Annotated in this window: 19 protein-coding genes; 2 read left to right on the top strand and 17 right to left on the bottom strand. The window is 37.7% G+C overall.

Going from position 1 to position 17336, the window contains the following annotated elements:
• Nucleotides 1–35 precede the first annotated feature (35 nt).
• Nucleotides 36–2069 (bottom strand): hypothetical protein, encoded by a 2034-nt coding sequence (locus tag BLR54_RS12735; protein WP_143008446.1) that lies wholly within the window; start codon nucleotides 2067–2069, stop codon nucleotides 36–38.
• Between the two features lie 174 nt (nucleotides 2070–2243).
• On the opposite strand from BLR54_RS12735, the gene BLR54_RS12730 reads away from it, so the two are divergent.
• Nucleotides 2244–2840, top strand: a complete 597-nt coding sequence (locus tag BLR54_RS12730) for a Crp/Fnr family transcriptional regulator (RefSeq protein ID WP_090421670.1) — start codon at nucleotides 2244–2246, stop codon at nucleotides 2838–2840.
• 69 nt (nucleotides 2841–2909) lie between these two features.
• Here BLR54_RS12730 and BLR54_RS12725 read toward each other — a convergent pair whose 3' ends face one another.
• The 3 genes from BLR54_RS12725 to BLR54_RS12715 form a co-directional block, all read right to left on the bottom strand.
• The gene (locus BLR54_RS12725) at nucleotides 2910–4439 is read right to left on the bottom strand and encodes an alanine/glycine:cation symporter family protein (RefSeq protein WP_090421668.1); all 1530 of its coding nucleotides are present in this window, start codon (nucleotides 4437–4439) and stop codon (nucleotides 2910–2912) included.
• 239 nt (nucleotides 4440–4678) lie between these two features.
• Complete coding sequence (locus BLR54_RS12720; protein WP_090421666.1) at nucleotides 4679–6301, bottom strand: spermidine synthase; 1623 nt, start codon at nucleotides 6299–6301, stop codon at nucleotides 4679–4681.
• Nucleotides 6302–6468: 167 nt separating this feature from the next.
• Nucleotides 6469–7014, bottom strand: coding sequence for an AI-2E family transporter (locus BLR54_RS12715; RefSeq protein ID WP_090421664.1), 546 nt, complete (start codon nucleotides 7012–7014; stop codon nucleotides 6469–6471).
• A 204-nt stretch (nucleotides 7015–7218) separates the two neighbouring features.
• On the opposite strand from BLR54_RS12715, the gene BLR54_RS12710 reads away from it, so the two are divergent.
• Nucleotides 7219–8070, top strand: coding sequence for a DUF4825 domain-containing protein (locus BLR54_RS12710; RefSeq protein ID WP_090421663.1), 852 nt, complete (start codon nucleotides 7219–7221; stop codon nucleotides 8068–8070).
• 257 nt (nucleotides 8071–8327) lie between these two features.
• Here the strand turns inward: BLR54_RS12710 and BLR54_RS12705 are convergent, their stop codons facing one another.
• The 13 genes from BLR54_RS12705 to BLR54_RS12645 form a co-directional block, all read right to left on the bottom strand.
• Nucleotides 8328–8555, bottom strand: a complete 228-nt coding sequence (locus BLR54_RS12705) for a purine biosynthesis protein PurH (protein ID WP_090421662.1) — start codon at nucleotides 8553–8555, stop codon at nucleotides 8328–8330.
• A 97-nt stretch (nucleotides 8556–8652) separates the two neighbouring features.
• Entirely contained in the window at nucleotides 8653–9093 is a 441-nt protein-coding gene (locus BLR54_RS12700) for a DUF5680 domain-containing protein (protein ID WP_090421661.1), read from the bottom strand.
• Between the two features lie 2 nt (nucleotides 9094–9095).
• Nucleotides 9096–9566 carry a GNAT family N-acetyltransferase gene (locus BLR54_RS12695; RefSeq protein WP_090421660.1) on the bottom strand — a complete coding sequence of 157 codons (471 nt, stop codon included), beginning with the start codon at nucleotides 9564–9566 and terminating at the stop codon, nucleotides 9096–9098.
• Nucleotides 9567–10258: 692 nt separating this feature from the next.
• Entirely contained in the window at nucleotides 10259–10912 is a 654-nt protein-coding gene (locus BLR54_RS12690; RefSeq protein ID WP_090421738.1) for a hypothetical protein, read from the bottom strand.
• Nucleotides 10913–11256: 344 nt separating this feature from the next.
• Entirely contained in the window at nucleotides 11257–11982 is a 726-nt protein-coding gene (locus BLR54_RS12685; protein ID WP_090421659.1) for a MerR family transcriptional regulator, read from the bottom strand.
• 118 nt (nucleotides 11983–12100) lie between these two features.
• Nucleotides 12101–12928 carry a deoxyribonuclease IV gene (locus tag BLR54_RS12680; protein WP_090421658.1) on the bottom strand — a complete coding sequence of 276 codons (828 nt, stop codon included), beginning with the start codon at nucleotides 12926–12928 and terminating at the stop codon, nucleotides 12101–12103.
• Nucleotides 12929–12931: 3 nt separating this feature from the next.
• A complete protein-coding gene (locus tag BLR54_RS12675; protein WP_090421657.1) occupies nucleotides 12932–13228 on the bottom strand; it encodes a hypothetical protein in 297 nt (98 codons plus the stop codon).
• 98 nt (nucleotides 13229–13326) lie between these two features.
• The gene (locus BLR54_RS12670) at nucleotides 13327–13656 is read right to left on the bottom strand and encodes a putative quinol monooxygenase (protein ID WP_090421656.1); all 330 of its coding nucleotides are present in this window, start codon (nucleotides 13654–13656) and stop codon (nucleotides 13327–13329) included.
• 58 nt (nucleotides 13657–13714) lie between these two features.
• Nucleotides 13715–14491 (bottom strand): alpha/beta hydrolase, encoded by a 777-nt coding sequence (locus BLR54_RS12665; RefSeq protein WP_090421655.1) that lies wholly within the window; start codon nucleotides 14489–14491, stop codon nucleotides 13715–13717.
• 36 nt (nucleotides 14492–14527) lie between these two features.
• Complete coding sequence (locus BLR54_RS12660; RefSeq protein ID WP_090421653.1) at nucleotides 14528–15250, bottom strand: AlkZ-related protein; 723 nt, start codon at nucleotides 15248–15250, stop codon at nucleotides 14528–14530.
• Between the two features lie 39 nt (nucleotides 15251–15289).
• Nucleotides 15290–16420 (bottom strand): alpha/beta fold hydrolase, encoded by a 1131-nt coding sequence (locus tag BLR54_RS12655; RefSeq protein ID WP_090421651.1) that lies wholly within the window; start codon nucleotides 16418–16420, stop codon nucleotides 15290–15292.
• A gap of 37 nt (nucleotides 16421–16457) precedes the next feature.
• Nucleotides 16458–16841, bottom strand: coding sequence for a VOC family protein (locus BLR54_RS12650; protein ID WP_090421649.1), 384 nt, complete (start codon nucleotides 16839–16841; stop codon nucleotides 16458–16460).
• 193 nt (nucleotides 16842–17034) lie between these two features.
• On the bottom strand, nucleotides 17035–17336 hold a 302-nt coding region (locus tag BLR54_RS12645), incomplete at its 5' end, for an integrase core domain-containing protein (RefSeq protein ID WP_090421647.1).

Raw genomic sequence — 17336 nt, 5'->3', positions numbered from 1 at the left:
ACCTCCATAAAATCTGTTTTACTTCCCCATATCAACTATATTTTTATATTATTGTTGCTAATAATATTGTTTGTTTTCTCTTGCTTAGGATTTTTAATCTCATTGTCAATAATCCCATAATCACTGATTACATCAACAACCCCCATTTTTGAAAGTTCTGTAGTTATTAATTGTCCATATTTTTTATTTAGTCTTTTAACTGCTGATGCCTGATCAGGAATTTGTTTTACATAATTGCTAGGTGTAGTGCGTTTATTCTTTATATCATTTGTTATAACTTTAATACGTGCTTCGCATTCTGCGGCATGTCCCCCAAAGGTGTATATCTCGCTGCACAGAAGATAAGTAAGTTCATATCTAGCCTGTCCATGTGCCCAAAATTTTTCTTCAGGACCTTTTGCAACCATGTAATCTTTGCCAGCCCAATAAACATCATGAAGGCTTGTTAGCATTTCAGCTCTTGCCTTTTTTTCCTGATCTGTCAAGTTATTAATGTCTTGTTTTTCAGGCTTTAGAAGTTCAGCCCAGCCCTTTTTCTTGAAATCCTTTTCAAAGGAATCCAACTTGGTTAAAAGGTTTGTGTATGCAGTAGAGTTACCAACTAAACCCGTCTTTTTATTCTTCCTAAGTAGATTGTGTATAGCTTGTATTTTTTCAATATGATGATTTTTTCCAACTTGAAAAGTCTTTCGTTCTCGTGAAAAAGTTTGTTCACAAGCGAGCAGTTCTCTTCCACATATATATCTGTATGATTTAATGTTTTTAGCTCTGACTACTGTATTAGCATCACCTACAAAACCAGATGCGCTACCTCTTCCTTCTATCTCAGCCTTCTTTTTTATCACTTTTAATAATTCTTCATTTGTAGTTATAGTTTTGTCTTTAACATTATCAATATTTATTTTTCTTCTGCTTTCTAAATCCTTTGTATATTGGTAGTAATTCTCATTTGTCGTTCCCTTTGGAAATACAATATCCTTTGACTTTGAATTATTACCTTTGCTATCCGGTTGTATTTCATTTGGGATTACATTATTAGAATCTGTTTTATTTCTATTTCTTCTAGTCGATTTCTTAAGGCCGGATTTTATTGGTTTCTCCTGCTCAACCTTTTTTACCTTTTCGGGCTCATTATTAAGTATTGCCTTCTCGTTTTCTACCTCCTGTAGAAAAGGTTTAGCATATTCGTCTCTCTTAGCTCTTCTATCTTTTAAGCCTTGTTCCAACGCTGCCTTAAGAACAGTCTCTGCCTTTTTTTCACGAGCATTAATTTCTTTCTCAATCCTATTTGCCCATTCTTGCTCAACAAGCATACTCTCATTATTCTCTTTAAGAAGCTCATCCAATATTTCTTTTTTCTTCCTTGTCCATATTTCTGGTTTGTCCTTCTTGTCTGCCTTTAAATACTCAGGATCCTCTTTTGCTTGGGATGAAGCCATATTTTTTAAATTATTTTCTATAGATAAAAGCTTTTTACCTTTTTCTACACTTTGTTTTCGTATATAGTCATTCAAGTCTGGTTCTAATTCATCACGAATTTTATCTATCATTCGACTTAAATCCACATCTGAAACTAGAACACGATCATCTTTATTTACAATAAATGCATCATAAGAAATATTTAAAAGATTATGATTGTCCATTTGTATATTTTCCATAACAGCATTATTTAGATTTAAATAATTTACATATTTTTCTTCCTTCGCTTGCCAACTTGTATATTCAAAGTCAAAATGGTATTCATCTGTTTTAGCATAAGACTCCATCATCTTAAGATTCTTTTGCTCTAAAATTCCTTCAAGAAGAACCCTCTGAGCATCTAGTTTGGATATAACCTCATATTTTTCTTCTTTATTTTCTTTGATGGCATCAAGTGTAGCATTCCAATCTTCCGCTCTAGTCTCGGTATACCTGTAAATTTGGCCTAAATATACCTGTACATCCTTCAACGACACTTTATTGTCAGCCTTTTCAAGCCTTTTTGAAATGGCATTATTCAACGCTTGGATATTAAATAAATCTTCTTTGTTAAATACAGGCATACTTATCTCTCCTTCTTTTAATGGCATATGTTAGTCCTATCTTTTTTTAATTTCAAAGGTAATGTTCTAGAAAAATATAATTAGCTACATTATATTATCCACTTGAAATGTTATAAATCTGTGTATTATATTGAGTTTTCGCCTTGATTTTTTTAGAATTAGGGCATAAAGAGCCATTGTTGTTTTCGAAAGCAGAAAAAAATGGATAAAAAAAATAATGAAGCTTACTCCATAAAATATCAAAATAGGATTATCACCGTTCCAGAGGGAATGACCATTCTTAAGGAAGGGGAAATAAGCCTTGATATGTACAAAATATTAGATGGTCATGTAGAAATGTATACAGGCTATGGCACAAATAATGAAGTTCTAATTGGTGTACTTGGACCGGGTGCCTGTTTTGGAGAATATGGTCTGCTTCTCAGTAAACCAGCAATTTATACAATCATTGCGTATTCTAATGTCAAAATATTGCGAGTAACAGAAGGTTATCTTGAAGATTTTGTTAAGGATAATCACGAAAGCATAATTTTCATAATGAAAAACATGGCAAACCTCCTGACCCAGATGCAACATAATATCGTCCAGCTAAGTCATGAGTTAGAAATTGCCAATCAAGGTGGAGCCACCGAGCACGAGCGAATATACAATCAGACTATGAAGGCTCTAAAAAGCTCCTCTCCTTCATCTGCAAACGAAAAAGATGATGATGTTATTATCCTTCAAAAAAATGATTTGCTTCGACAATACGTATCTAATAGTTATCACTTCCTTGGCAGGGATAAAAATAAGCCGTAGTGAAATTAATCACTACGGCTTTGTTTTTGCCTTTTAATCTTTCCTTTAGACAACTATTACGTCTTATTCTTAGGCAATTTCTTCGTTCTTAGTCTTAAGCAACTCTTTATCAATAAGTTCTTGCTCATGTAAAGCCTGAATATCCTCAAGTGCAGAAAGCATTGGCTTTACATCCTGATGAAGGATAGCTCGCTGTACATAGTTGTGGGTGATTTTCATAACAGTACCGCTTAAGGCGATAACACCAATAAGGTTTGGAATTGCCATCATGCCGTTAAGTGTATCTGAAATATCCCACGCTAGTGTTAAGTCCATTGTAGCACCTACAACAATAAATGCAACAAAGATAATCTGATAGAACTTCACCTTTCCTCTACCGAAAAGATACTCGAAAGCCTTGCTACCATACTGGCTCCAGCCGAGAGTTGTAGAGAAGGCGAAAAGCAAAATTGCAATTGCGATGAAAGCATAACCAAACTGGCCAAATACTGTAGAGAAAGCCTCTGCTACAAGTGCAGTTGAAACCTGGCTGGAAATAACCTCTCCTGTGTTCAAATCTACAAGTCCACTTGAAAGAACTACGAAAGCTGTGATTGAACAAACGATGATTGTATCAGCGAATACCTCGAAGATACCCCACATACCCTGAACTACAGGCTCTCTAACATTTGAGCTTGAATGAACCATAACCGAAGAACCAAGACCTGCCTCGTTTGAGAAAACGCCTCGCTTCATTCCCCATTGAACAGCCATGGCAACACCTGAACCAACCATACCGCCGCCAACAGCACGCATTCCAAAGGCACCCTTGAAGATGGCTGTGAAAACTGCTCCTGCCTGATCAATGTGAACGATACAAACAATAATTGCGCAAACCATATAAATAACTGCCATAAATGGCACAAGCTTTTCTGTAACCGATGCGATTCTCTTTAATCCACCAACAATAACAAGGGCTCCAAGAATCATAAGGAAGATACCAGTGAAGAGGGCTGGAACTCCAAAAGCTGAGTTTACGTTTACAGCGATAGAATTAACCTGACCCATATTACCGATTCCAAAGGAGGCAATAACACAGAAAATACTGAATAATGAGGCAAGTGTTGCTCCAATGTGTCTGAAGCCCTTCTTAGAACCAAGACCATCTCTCAGATAGTACATGGCACCGCCGCACCACTCGTTCTTTTCATTTCTTCTACGATAATAAATACCAAGTACGTTCTCAGAGAAGTTTGTCATCATTCCAAAGAATGCAACAATCCACATCCAGAAGATGGCACCAGGACCACCAGATGCAATAGCTGCTGCCACACCAGCGATGTTACCTGTTCCGATTGTAGCTGCAAGTGCTGTGCAAAGACTCTGGAACTGAGAAATCTGAGTATCCTCTTTACCTGTGTGAGCTGTAACATGAGAATCCTTGAAGATACCACCGATGGTATTCTTTATCCAATGCTTGATGTGAGTGACCTGGAAAAATCTGGTAAGGCAGGTCATTAAGATACCTGTTCCAACCAAAAGAATGAGCATAGGTAATCCCCATACAAATCCATTCACCGCACCGTTAATCTGTTCTACTTTTGATAAAAACTCTGTCATACATATCCCCTTTGTTGCAATTTCTAGTTCACGGGAGATTAACCGGTTCTCCCTAAATTTAGTTTTAGTCTTGCTACTTTGTTCTGTCCCATTAGCTCAGGTTCTACGGCTTTCCACGGACATTTGTCGTTGTCAGCAAGACACCTTGGGGATATTTTAACGCTTTACCTTGTTAAAGTAAAGCGTTTTTTTTTGAAATCTAGTTTAACCTTTTAAGGGTTATTAGCACCATATTTTTCTTAGAAGGAGTTCAAGATTCCCTGTATTCCTTCTTCCTTTAATTGTGTCTTATAATAGGTAAGCTCGTCGGAAATTAGTTCATCTATGACCTTCATTCCAAGAAGCTCTACCGGCGCCTTATCATCGGTCATGGTATGATTTCCCGGCTTGTACTTTTTCAAGCCTTCCTGTGATAGGGACATCATATAGAAAAGATCAGAATCCTTTTCCTTCTCTATTGCCTGACCAAGATTTGTGGTTATATCATCGTTGAAGCTGGCATAAAGGATTCGATTGGTGCATCCTAAAACCTCTGCTGTATATATATTAGGAAAGACACTGGCGATTGTATCCGCCAGATACTCATTTATATTTCCTGGAGAATTGCTTCGCATGTTAAGGTTTACAACCATCACGCCATCCTCCTCAAGATGGTCTGCAACCAACTGGAAAAACTCCTGGGAAGACATTTGAAATGGGATGGTAATATCCTGATAAGCATCCACTAGAATCACATCATATTTATCATCTACGGCATTCAAGTATGCGCGGCCATCATAGGTCACAACTGGTATATCCTCTGAAAGACCAAAGTACTCTGTGGCAAGCTTTGTAATCTTCTCATCTATCTCCACACCGGTAATATCAAGATTCTCATAATATCTATCACACTGGGTGGCGAAGGTGCCGCTTCCATTTCCAAGAATCAAAATTTTAAGTGGATTATCCTTATCTCTAGATTCTACATTTGAATCTGCCATAGGAAGAGCAGCCATGGCATAGTCGTAGTAAAGCCCCGTTGGGCCCTTGTCCTTTTGATATACTGACTGGACTCCAAAGAGCACATTTGTGGAAAGAATCACCTGATTGCCTTCCTCATGCACCTGAAGATAATTGTAAATAGACTCTCCCTCGTAGGTTAAATCTGTCTGCCAAAATGCAAAGCTATTGCTATGACCAAGAAGGCAGCAGACAAGAAATAGCACTATGCTAACAGGAACCCTCTTGGCCTTTGAGAAATTTATTTTCGAGCTAACAAAATATACGATACAGAGTATCAGCAAAATTCCTGCAAAAATAAGGAAGGTAATGGCAGTCCCCACAGCAGGAATGCTGATAAAGGTTGGAACAAAGGTACCGATGATGCTTCCAATTGTGTTGCTAGCATTAAGCTTTCCCACAACACTTCCACTATCATCCAGACTATCCACAGAAAACTTCACCAGGGATGGTGTCACTGTACCCAACAAAAATAACGGAAATACGAATATCACCATACAGGCAACAAAACCTGCTATAACTAAGAAATTCGTATTTACGGTAAAAACTATTAGTCCTGATATTACCAGAATAACGTATTTACCCACCACTGGAATTGCAGCAATCCATAACGCTGCAATGATTATTCGCTTATAAAGCTTGTCTGGATTTGGATCCTTATCCGCCATTCGTCCACCATACAGATTCCCAAGAGCCATGGCTATCATAATTGTTCCGATGATGATGGTCCAAACTATCTGAGATGAACTAAAATAAGGCGCCAGCAACCTGCTTGCACCTAACTCAACCGCCATAACAGACATTCCGGCAAAAAATTCTGTGAGATAAAGATATAGCTTGTTTCTAAGTATCGGCCTGTCCATTTTATTATTCCCCCTACTATTAAATAATCTGTCTTAAAACTAATGTGACTGTTCTATCTTTTGAATTACTCTGGTTTGTGCATTTCTCTGATTTAAGCATTTCTCTGGTTTATGCATTTCTCTGGGTTGTGCATTTCTCTGGGTTGTGCATTTCTTTCCCCTGTGCATTACTCTTGCTTGTGGGAATGCTTAATAACCTTAATCACATATTGGATAATGGCAACAATCGGCACTACAAGAATTAACCCTACAATTCCAAAGAAAAATCCTGCAACCATCATGGCAATAAACATCCACACGCCAGATATTCCAAAACTATCCCCAAACAATTTAGGCTTAATAAATAGGCCGTCTATAGTTTGAAGAACCACCGTAAATCCTAAAAACCACAAAGCCAACTTTATATCAAAGAAGGCTAACACAACTCCACTTATTATGCCTCCCACAACTGGACCAATACTTGGTACAAGATTGGTTATTCCCATAAAAATTGAGATTAGTACTTTCAAGGGCATATCCATGTATAGCATAAAAATAAAGTTGATTACACCTATGATGGCTCCATCAATAATGGAGCATTTTAGGTATTTTAGTATGATTCCAAGTATGTTTTTTATATGAGTGACTATTTTATCTTTATTCATCTTTTTTATTTTCTTTGAGTCATTAAGCAGTTTTCTTGTTCTATTGATTTCATGATTTGATGATTTCATAGTCTAATGATTTCATACACTATTGATTCCAAAGTCTGCTTTCTTTAGAAATATTTATATCTGCTCCTAAGTATACTAAATTCAAGCTTTATTGCATAGTTGTGTTAGTTTAAAAGGGGGATGGTGCTTGCGGTCTGTTGATATGTATTACATTGACATATATAATTATTCGTGTAATTAGCTGCAAGAGAGGAACACTATACTATGAACAAAAAAATAATTATGTGCTTGATGCTGAGCTTATGTTTAACAGCATGTGGCAAAACATCTACAACTATAAATAACTCTGCTACATCGGAGGGTGAAGCTTCAATTACTGACGGTTCCACCACTGACTTAGAGCAATTCAGAACAGACTACATTGGTGACAACACTAAAGTAGTTGGAATCGCATCAAATCAGACATATCCAGAGGGCTACAGCTACGACAGCATTGAGCTTCAAACTGAAGAGCAGCCTTACGAACTTAAGGTGTTTTTGAAACAGGATGACAGCGCCAAAACCTTATACAACGAATTGGACGAAAATGCCAAGGAAGCCTTCGATCTTATCGGGAATATGGACATGCTCACCTATATGATTGGAGACGACACTATCGTTGCTCAGTACACCAAGGATGAAAAGGGCCAGGTTCAGCCATCGCCTTTTAACTATAGCTCTGTAATCGACAGAATTGTCTCCGATTATGCTAATCAAGATAAGGAACCATTAGACTGGAGCAATGCTGATGAGATTAACGAGAATTCAGATGCGTTGGTTAAGATTGCAGATGATTCCACTGGAAGATACAACCTCTACGGCGTAATCAGTAAAGAAGAAGGCACCTATGGTTTTATCTTAAATGATAATCAGTATAGCGATGACAAAAATATGAATCACGCTTATGTGCGCTGGTATTATTCTGGAAAGGATGATGTAAAGCCATCCTTTGAGTGGAAGGGTGACACTCTTTATCTTAGCTACCAGGAGCCTGATGGGGATAGCTACAAAGATGTGACAGCAGAAATTCTCTGTGGATTTGAAACTGGACATATGGAGCTTATGCCTGAAGAGTAAGTGAGAATACTTTTGGTTTAAAGCTTTTCAGAGAATATTATAACTATATCTGAGAGTTATACTGAACTTTTTTCTGAGTTAATAACTGCCATATCTATGAATTATATTAAGCTTTTTCTTAGTTTAAAACTGCTATATCTATGAATCATATTAAGCTTTTTCTGAGTTTAAAATAGCCTACTTCTTATTGCTGAAGTAGGCTGTTTTATTTGTGATTGTTTTGATTTTCTATTTTATAATTTAGAGGTTATTCTGCTCTACATTACACAGCTAGAGCCTCTAACCTCCATATCATTATCCTTAACATATCTGGCATTGAACTCCATATTAATCTCTCTGAGCTCCTTCTTGCCATCAATGTAATCCTGATACATTTCAGCCAATCCAGCCATACAGCCGTCACAGTTAGCCTCTATGTTTCCAAGGGACTCCTTTACAATCTGTTCTCTTTCTTCTTTTGTGGTATCTTTAATTAAATATGACATAATAAATCCTTTCTACCACTATATTCTAAGGCCTGGAGCTCTATTTTTCAACAGAGAGCTGAACACCTAATTCTGTTCATCATCTTTGGTGCTATGCTTACTCTACCAACCCACCATGGAAAACACATTCATATATTTCGGTGCCCCTAAGACTTATTATTTCTTTTCCTTGGAACCACTCAAAGTCTCCTTCTATCTCACAATGATAGCTGTAGTCTCCATTTGAATAATCGTCTGGGCCACGGAAGGGTTTATCCTCTGGAACTCTAAGTAATGCCTCCTTTAGGAAATCTCCGCTGAAGCTCTCCCCAGTTACTCTGCCGATATAGTTCATGCTCCAATATGGATTTCCCTTAATCCAAAGGGCTTCCTCTCCGGCAAATTTGCCTGTACCAAGATATGTATCATAGTACATGTAATCTCCATCTTTATAAATCAAGTCATGTGACTTCTCTCTTGATGGAGCTGTCTCTGCACCCTTTCCTGCATAAGTTGCCTGTTTTGCTTTGATTAGAAATTCTACTAATTCTTTGTCCATCTTTAATCCTTCTCAAAAATTACTATATCCATTTTGTCATTGATATTTATAATTGTACCTGTTTGGTGATATCCCATCTTTTCATATAGATGCAGATTTCCTGGCTCCTGAAGAATTGTCCCCAAACTCCAGTTATTAGCACCATGTATGTCCTCTGCAGCTTTTATAGCAGCACTGGCATACCCATTGTTTCTGTACTCCGGCATAATCCAAATAGGCGAAATCTTTTTGGGACTGTCATCCTTATTGTCCACTATTCTTATAGCTCCAACATTTTCACCCTCAGCAGAAATATAATAATAAGTGGTCCATGGCTGCTCAAACCTTGCCATTACTTTTTCAAAGCTTTCAGCCCCTGGGCTAGTAGCATAAGCACGATATTTATCCAAAAGTCCTGAAAAGCCATCTATCTGCATTTGCCATATGTCGTGCATATCATCTTTTGTTGCTTTTATCAAAGTTATATCTGCCATGCTTTTCTCCTAATGGTTCTTAAAACTTTAGGTTCTATGATTATTCTGATTAAATCAACTTACTCGCTTGCACTTATCACTGTAAATAAATATATTTTTACGGTAAACCACTGCTTATTCTCAACATGTTCCGTAGCCGCTTTTCTTACTTTAAAGCTCTTTACGGAATAAATCCCATATTCCTATATTTTTTCCGTAGTATTTTGTGATGTATCCTATAATGCTCTTATATTGGCTACGGAAAAATCTATCTTATTCTGGTGTTCTTCCGTAAAATGCCTCTTCTTTCAAAGAATTTTGACTGTTTTACCAAAACTGACTACGGAAGAAATGCCATAATCATGTCCCTGTTCCGTAAAACACCTCAATTTAAGAATTTAATCCAACGGATCCTAAAGAATACAAAAGGAAAATTTAATTCAAACTAGCCTCAAGCCCCTAATGATAAAAATAACAACAATAGCATAAGGAATTCAAAGGTAACAAAGTCACTATAGCACAAAAAATACAATGATAAACAAAGCCACTATAGCACAAAGAATACAATGATAAACAAAGCCACTATAGCACAAGGAATACAATGATAAACAAAGCCACCATAGCACAAAGTATTCATTGGCAACAAAGCCACCACAGCACAAAGTATTCATTAGCAACAACGCCACCATAGCACAAGAGATTCAAAATAATATTTATAGAATAAACAGCAGCGCAATCAGTGGATATGCTTTTCGGTAATCTCTGTTTGTGAAAAGATAGGCTGCACCAAATAGCACTCCTGAGAGTCCTGTAAAGATTCCAGCCAAAACACTTCCCTTTGATAGTATGTGGCCAAGTCCCCATGTAAGTCCAAGGATAATTCCACCATATGGAATCTTTTCATTCTTAAACCACTTTTCACAGGCTAACTGACCGTAGATAATAACAAGGGAAATCAAAAAGCTTTCTGCCAAATAATAAATATATTGGAATATAAATTTAACTGCCCCAAGCCTCTGCCATTCAAGGGAAACCTTAAAGCCACCCCAATCTAAATACTGTGCAAAGGTGATAACCGCAATACTGACTAGAATAGCAACATACTGCCATCCCTTTAGTTTTGTTCTCTGCTCCCAGATATCAAAACCAGTGGATTTCTTTGCATAGCGAATAACTAAGATGCCAGCAACCACCCACAATGCAATAGTGATTAGCCAATGAGTTATATTCTGTGAAACAGTAAACTCAGCATATGTAAGCCCCATTTTTTCTTCAATAAATACAAGTATCAATTCAATCATAAAAGCTGCACATGCATAAAGCGAACACCATAAAAAATCAAATCCAGTTACTTTCTTTTCATTCATTTTCATTAATCCCCCTAAAGCATTTAATTATTATTCTACTATATATGATTTTTGAGTAAAAAAATAGTATTAAGCCATTTTTTCTGAGAATTTCTACTGATAGAAGAAAAACGTATCAGAAGCAATCTACATGTCAAAATTCTTTTTTATTTTATGCAAAAGATAATCCCGTACTTTTTTCTTATAAAAATAAGAATCTTCAAAAAAATAAAGCCATATATGAATTGCACCATAATGCTATATTTTCCAACCAAAAATAAGTGCAGATATCAGAGTTAATTACTCTCTAACAACTACACTTTTATGGTACTAAAAATGGAGCCACCAATGTAGCTCCATCAATCCTACTTACAATATGCTTTTATGGCTTCAAATGCAAAGGCTCCAGTGCCTGCACCGCCTGCCTTGTCAATGTTTTCTGTAAACTCACCACCGCTGGCGTATGCCTGTCCAAGTCCAAGAAGAATATTGTTATCACATTTGTAGAAATGTTCAGTGATGTACTCCTGGATTTCTTTAACTATACTCTGTGCAGCGGCAGAATCTGGAGACTCATTTTTAACCTCACCAAGCTTTACAAATAGCTGCATAAATTCTGCCCAAAGTTGCTTCTCGTCTTCCTTTGTTCTGCCAGCAGACTTCTTCTCAAAATCCTTGTAGGCAGCGGTGTTGCCCCACTCTTCCTTTGCTTTCTTTGCATATTCCTCAATTTTACTATTATCAAATACTGAAAAGTCCATTTTCCTTCCTCCTGTTGTTTTAATCTCACGGGCGAAAGATATTAGGTTTTCTAGGTGCTCCTTCTTCAAGGTTAAAAGCTCTATCTGTTGATCCAGTGCTTTTTCCTTGTCAAAGTCGGGATTATCAACTATGTCCTTAATCTCTTTCAGTGGAAACTCCAGCTCTCTGAACAATAAAATCTGCTGCAATCTTTCCATTGCTGTATCGTCATACAGTCTATAACCAGATTCTGTATACTCTGCCGGCTTCAAAAGACCAATCTGATCATAGTATTGCAGGGTGCGTATACTCACTCCCGCTAGTTTGCTAACTTCATTTACTGTCATCATCACTGCCATTCCCTCCGTGTGATTTTAATATAAAGTATGACGTAACGTTAGAGTCAAGAAAAAATTTAAGAGGTTTTTCAACCTCTTAAATCCTAGTTCTGAAACTTTAAATATCCCACTAAAACCAACTCTTTACTGTGGCGATTTCTCCAATATATCCGGCATCATCATTTGGTGTTTCAAGAATAAATGGAAGATTTTGGGTAACTGGATGCTGTGCAATTCGCTTCATTGCTTCCATGCCAATGTAGCCCTGTCCAAGCTTCTCATGACGGTCCTTTGCAGCTCCGCATTCATTTTTACTATCGTTGAAATGGATAGCCTTTAGCCTATCAAGACCGATAATCTTATCGAACTGAGTCAGCACCCCGTCGAAATCATTTACTATGTCGTAGCCTCCATCCCAGATGTGACAAGTATCGAGACATACACCGAGCTTCTCATTTAACTCTACGCGGTCGATAATTTCTCTAAGTTCTTCAAAAGTCTTGCCAACCTCAGAGCCTTTTCCAGCCATTGTTTCAAGAAGCACTGTGGTGTGCATATCAGCCCAAAGTGACTGGTTCAATCCATCTGCAATCTGCTGAATTCCAACCTCAGCTCCCTGTCCTGTGTGAGAACCTGGGTGAAAATTGTAGTATTGATTTGGAACCTGCTCCATTCTCTGCAAATCCTGCTTAAGCATATCAAGACCATTTGCTCTGGTCTCTGGCTTTGCTGAGCAGAGGTTCATAGTATAGCTGGCATGGGCTACCAGCTTTCCAAACTTTTCCTTTTCTAAAATAGCCTGAAGCTTTTCCACATCTGCTTTTTCAATATCCTTAGCTTTTCCACCTCTTGGATTTCTTGTAAACCAAGCAAAGGTGCTACCGCCAAAATCAGTCATTTGGCGTCCCATTGCCTCATATCCATTTGTCACTGACAGGTGACAGCCTATGTATATCATTTTCTAAAACTCCTCTTCAATTTCTGCTATGGCGCACTTGCCGCAAAGCTGTCCAACAAACTCTTCCATATAGAAGAACTCTCCGTCGAAATAAGAATCAAAATCCTTTATAGCCCCTGACAAAGTAAAGGCTTTGCCACAATCCTTGCATTTTCTCATGACAGACATGGCCACATTATCATCCTCGACTTCATAGTCATCATGCTCCATGTCGCCTTCTTCATAGCCTTCCAAAGTGTGGTTTGCTAAATAATCATCTGATGGCTTAAGCTCTCCATCTATCTCTGAAAAAAATCCCATATTGTTACTCCATTTTATTATACTCATTGAATTTGGCCACTAGACAAATTTGAATATTTAGACTGATAAAAGATTAGCCTCACATCTAAATCATACCATCATTTTCTTATAAATGACTCATCTCTGTCAGGCATAGAATCATCAGAAACATATCTTTCAACAGTCATATGAAGGTCATACTTTTCTCTGAGCTCCGTTATTTTCCCCATCATAGGAGATGCATGATGAACATCTATGGATTCCTGATTCTTCCAGCTATCAATTAAAAGAATAGTCTCTGGATCATCTAAGGCAACATAATATTCATAGCGGAGATTTCCACTTTCATTTCTGATAGCTTCAACAGTTCCACTGCTAATCATCTCCTCTGCAAATTTCTTTGCAGCTCCATTTGCACCTTTGTATCTTAAATTTACTGTAATACTCATATTTTTATCCCTCTATCACTCCACACATGAAACTTCAATATATCGCTCTGGTCCATATTCACCATTCGGATTCCAAAGGCAACCAATCTAGAACTTTCTTAATCTGACTGTCCCAGAAGTCCCAATCGTGACCATAATCATCCTCGTCCCAAGTTACCTCAATGCCTTTCTCCTGTAGGAAATCTCTGAAAGCAACATTTGCTGGCATTAAGTCATCCTGTGTTCCACAGGCCATGTAAAATTTTGGAATAGGACGCTTCTCTGAAAGCATCTCTTCCACAGCCACACAAGGGTTCTTGTTGGTCTTCGAAGCTTCTGCAATGTTATCAAACAGACCAATATTTGCTTCCTCTGAGGTATCCTCAAAAATATGCACTGCCGAAGACAGACCTGCAACATGACTGAAATTATTCGAATATACGATACCATTTCGAAGTGCACCAAATCCACCCATTGAAAGACCTGCTATAAAGGTATCCTCACGTTTATCCGAAAGTGGAAACATTCGTCTGGTTACTTCCACAAGTTCTTCGCCAATAAAAGTTCCATAATCATTCCAAGGTGTTCTTGAATTGAAGTAAAAAGCATTATCTCCAGATGGCATTACCACCGCTAGGTTCTTTTCCTCAGCCCACTTCTGGATTCGGGTCTGGCTTATCCAATCGTTATAATTTCCTAAAAGACCATGCAAGAGATAAAGAGTTTTGTACTTGCGCTCTTTTCCATTTAAGTATCGATTAGTGTCAGCATCAAAACGATCCACAGGAAGTATCACATTAACCGGTACTTCTCTGAATAAAGCTTTTGATAAATAATTTACTTGTATTAAGGCCATTTTCGTTCCCTTTCTTTAAGCATATATATCTTTATATCACTTTATTATCTTCTGAATCTGCTTCTCTGTAGCTATAGGGTAAATATCTCTAATATGATTTGCAATAGCCTCCTTTGAAGCAGACGGTTCTTCATTATATCTGCGCCTTACATAATCGTAGCCAAAGAGGTTTTCTGGTGTTGCATATATGGCGATTGGCCAGCCATAGGCTTCGCCCTGCTTATTCTTGCGCTGACGGAAATCCTTTACTGTAAGATATGTCTTCATCTGTAAATCCGTGATGGTTCCATCAAAGCCCTTCTCTCCACCTTTTCCAAAGCCTGCCAGCTTTTTGATTTCATTAGAATAGAGCTCTTCATTCTCTTCAAACAAATCCATAATCTTTTTCTGTCTGCGAGAAGCCTTACCATCCTCCCAAAGGGCATCAAAATCATACCCATCACGTCTATAATTTGCAAAATAAGGAAGCCATTCTCTAGAAATAAAACCAGCCTTCTTATCAAAGAATTTGCCATAGGCAATCTCTCCTCGGCGGGCAATTATCTCTCGCCACTCCCATGGATCCACCCCTTGGTCTCCGCTCCACCAATATTCAGGAACGGTTCTTTCCTCTAAAGAAAATCCAGGAATCTCATTCTTGAATAATGGTAAAAAGCCTATCTCATTAATATATGCAATTGCATCATCTACTGTGTGAAGACACTCTGGGTCATCCCACTCTACCCCATACATTATCCAAGTTCCGTTTTCGTTTGGCATGGTTTTCTTCTCCTATTTTACATGGTTTTCTTAGGACAACTATGCTAGCCACCTAAGTATTGTATCAATTGCCAACTCATGATTACCAATCTGGCAATGCTGCTCTCCACCTTCTATTGCTGAAAAACAGCGTGCTTTCATAGTTTTAGCATTAATAATTCTTTTTCGACATCTCTCAAATTGACAGAGAGGTATGTAGTGATCTTTTTCGCCGGCCATTAGCAAAACATCTTGATCAATCTTTTCGTATAAACCGTTTAGATTATGCTCTTGAAGTGCCATATACATGTCATAAATAGATTCTGTTCCAGTGATAAACTGTCCCTGGGCAAGCATCCAATCTGCCAATACACTTCTTTTGGCAATTCTCTTTAATAATAGATTTACCTTAGTCCTGTCGCCTTCTTTTATAAGCTTGCGAACATACCAGCGAATTGGCCTTGGAAAAATATTAGTCATAACTTCATAGCCATCATCCATGGCATCATAGGCTACAATTTTCGTCACTCGCTTTTCAAAAGCTGCTGTCCTTAGGGCGAAATATCCTCCCCAGGATATTCCTACCATGGCACAAGCTTTGACTTCAAAAAAATCTAAAACTGCAGCAACTGGTTCTTCAAAGCTTGCTTCAAAATATAAATGCTGTCTAACACAATCTCCCTGCCCTGGGCCCTCCATCAAGATTACCTCATAACCCTGCTGGACAAATTTATGGACCTGAAGCACAAACTCTTCAATAAAAGAATCATAGCCGCCACAAACTAGAACTGTTTGCTTATACTGACTTGGAGTCATTCGGATGCACATCATAAAGCCATTTTTATATGGAACTTCAAATGTTTTGTAATTTATTCTGTACTGTTCGAAAGCCGTTTTAAATTCTTTTATGCACTTGTCATATAGTGGTGACTTTCTTGGATCATCCTGCTTCAGAAAGAATTCTGCCATCCTATCATAATAGGCAGCATGCATGTATCTGTTATTATTAATAGCAATATCAGATAATTCTGTCCATGCTTTATACCACTCATCTAAGGTTGAAACCTTTGCTAATCGTGCTGTAACCAATCGCTCATCACAGGCGTCCGAGCCATAAGTTAACACTCTGTTAATTTGAAAGTTAAATTGCTTAATTTTATTTACAGTTTTATATCTTTTCAAGTCCTTCATTGTTCGCCTCACTGTATCTCTTTCTATTTGTAATATGCTAAATTGTTATCTCGATTTGATTTCCCTCAACACCAACAATACAGCTTTCATAATAGCCATCCCCTGTGGTACGAGGTCCACTGACAACTTCAAATCCATCTTCTTTTAATGTGTTTGTCAGCTCGTCCACCTTTTCTTTGCTACCAACTGAAAATGCAATATGAATCAATCCTGTTCTGTTAAGTGGCTTTTCCATATCATTCAGCCCAGGCTTATTCATTATTTCAAGTCTGGCCCCAGCCTCAAAGGTGATAAAGTAGGATCTGAAATCAGTATTCTTGTTGTGGTATCCATCATTGGATTTTCCGCCGAGGTATTTAATGAAAAAATCCCTGGTAGCCTCAAGGTTGTTTACATACATTGCAATGTGTTCTATTTTCATTGTAATGTCCTCCTTTAATACCTCAATTACGGACTTTTCTCTTTTAACCGCCCAAAATGCCGTAAGCTATTTTCTTACATTGATCTGAATTACGGTAATGTTCCTTATTCTCAAGCTTTTTTCCGTAGTCATTTCTCTTATTTGCACTAGTCAACTAAAAGTAGACACGATTTCTAATTTTTCGTCATTCATTTTAGGCATAGTACTCCCGGTATTGTTTTGGAGTCAGGTAGTTTAAAGAGTAAGCAGGGCGTTCCTCATTGAAGAACACGATATAATTAGCTATTTCTTCAGCTATATTTTCTGTGCTTGTAAGATGTAGATCCATGAACATTTCTGCTTTCATCCATCCATTTATTGCCTCCATCGCTGCATTATCTGTAGGTGTTCCAGCACGGGACATTGAATGAACGATGTTGTACAAAGGTAAAAGTTCATTAAAACTTTTAGACGAATAAACTGAACCTTGATCAGTATGCAGAATCATTTCCATAT

It is taken from the genome of Pseudobutyrivibrio sp. YE44, from assembly GCF_900104335.1.
Lineage (GTDB): Bacteria > Bacillota > Clostridia > Lachnospirales > Lachnospiraceae > Pseudobutyrivibrio.
Note: the sequence above shows the minus strand (reverse complement) of the source record. Positions and strands in the feature narration are given on the sequence as shown.

Bases quoted from the DNA above. Each gene is read 5' to 3' on its own strand.
- BLR54_RS12735 (WP_143008446.1), bottom strand. From the start codon at position 2,069: ATGCCATTAAAAGAAGGAGAGATAAGTATGCCTGTATTTAACAAAGAA.
- BLR54_RS12730 (WP_090421670.1), top strand. From the start codon at position 2,244: ATGGATAAAAAAAATAATGAAGCTTACTCCATAAAATATCAAAATAGG.
- BLR54_RS12725 (WP_090421668.1), bottom strand. From the start codon at position 4,439: ATGACAGAGTTTTTATCAAAAGTAGAACAGATTAACGGTGCGGTGAAT.
- BLR54_RS12720 (WP_090421666.1), bottom strand. From the start codon at position 6,301: ATGGACAGGCCGATACTTAGAAACAAGCTATATCTTTATCTCACAGAA.
- BLR54_RS12715 (WP_090421664.1), bottom strand. From the start codon at position 7,014: ATGAAATCATCAAATCATGAAATCAATAGAACAAGAAAACTGCTTAAT.
- BLR54_RS12710 (WP_090421663.1), top strand. From the start codon at position 7,219: ATGAACAAAAAAATAATTATGTGCTTGATGCTGAGCTTATGTTTAACA.
- BLR54_RS12705 (WP_090421662.1), bottom strand. From the start codon at position 8,555: ATGTCATATTTAATTAAAGATACCACAAAAGAAGAAAGAGAACAGATT.
- BLR54_RS12700 (WP_090421661.1), bottom strand. From the start codon at position 9,093: ATGGACAAAGAATTAGTAGAATTTCTAATCAAAGCAAAACAGGCAACT.
- BLR54_RS12695 (WP_090421660.1), bottom strand. From the start codon at position 9,566: ATGGCAGATATAACTTTGATAAAAGCAACAAAAGATGATATGCACGAC.
- BLR54_RS12690 (WP_090421738.1), bottom strand. From the start codon at position 10,912: ATGAATGAAAAGAAAGTAACTGGATTTGATTTTTTATGGTGTTCGCTT.
- BLR54_RS12685 (WP_090421659.1), bottom strand. From the start codon at position 11,982: ATGATGACAGTAAATGAAGTTAGCAAACTAGCGGGAGTGAGTATACGC.
- BLR54_RS12680 (WP_090421658.1), bottom strand. From the start codon at position 12,928: ATGATATACATAGGCTGTCACCTGTCAGTGACAAATGGATATGAGGCA.
- BLR54_RS12675 (WP_090421657.1), bottom strand. From the start codon at position 13,228: ATGGGATTTTTTTCAGAGATAGATGGAGAGCTTAAGCCATCAGATGAT.
- BLR54_RS12670 (WP_090421656.1), bottom strand. From the start codon at position 13,656: ATGAGTATTACAGTAAATTTAAGATACAAAGGTGCAAATGGAGCTGCA.
- BLR54_RS12665 (WP_090421655.1), bottom strand. From the start codon at position 14,491: ATGGCCTTAATACAAGTAAATTATTTATCAAAAGCTTTATTCAGAGAA.
- BLR54_RS12660 (WP_090421653.1), bottom strand. From the start codon at position 15,250: ATGCCAAACGAAAACGGAACTTGGATAATGTATGGGGTAGAGTGGGAT.
- BLR54_RS12655 (WP_090421651.1), bottom strand. From the start codon at position 16,420: ATGAAGGACTTGAAAAGATATAAAACTGTAAATAAAATTAAGCAATTT.
- BLR54_RS12650 (WP_090421649.1), bottom strand. From the start codon at position 16,841: ATGAAAATAGAACACATTGCAATGTATGTAAACAACCTTGAGGCTACC.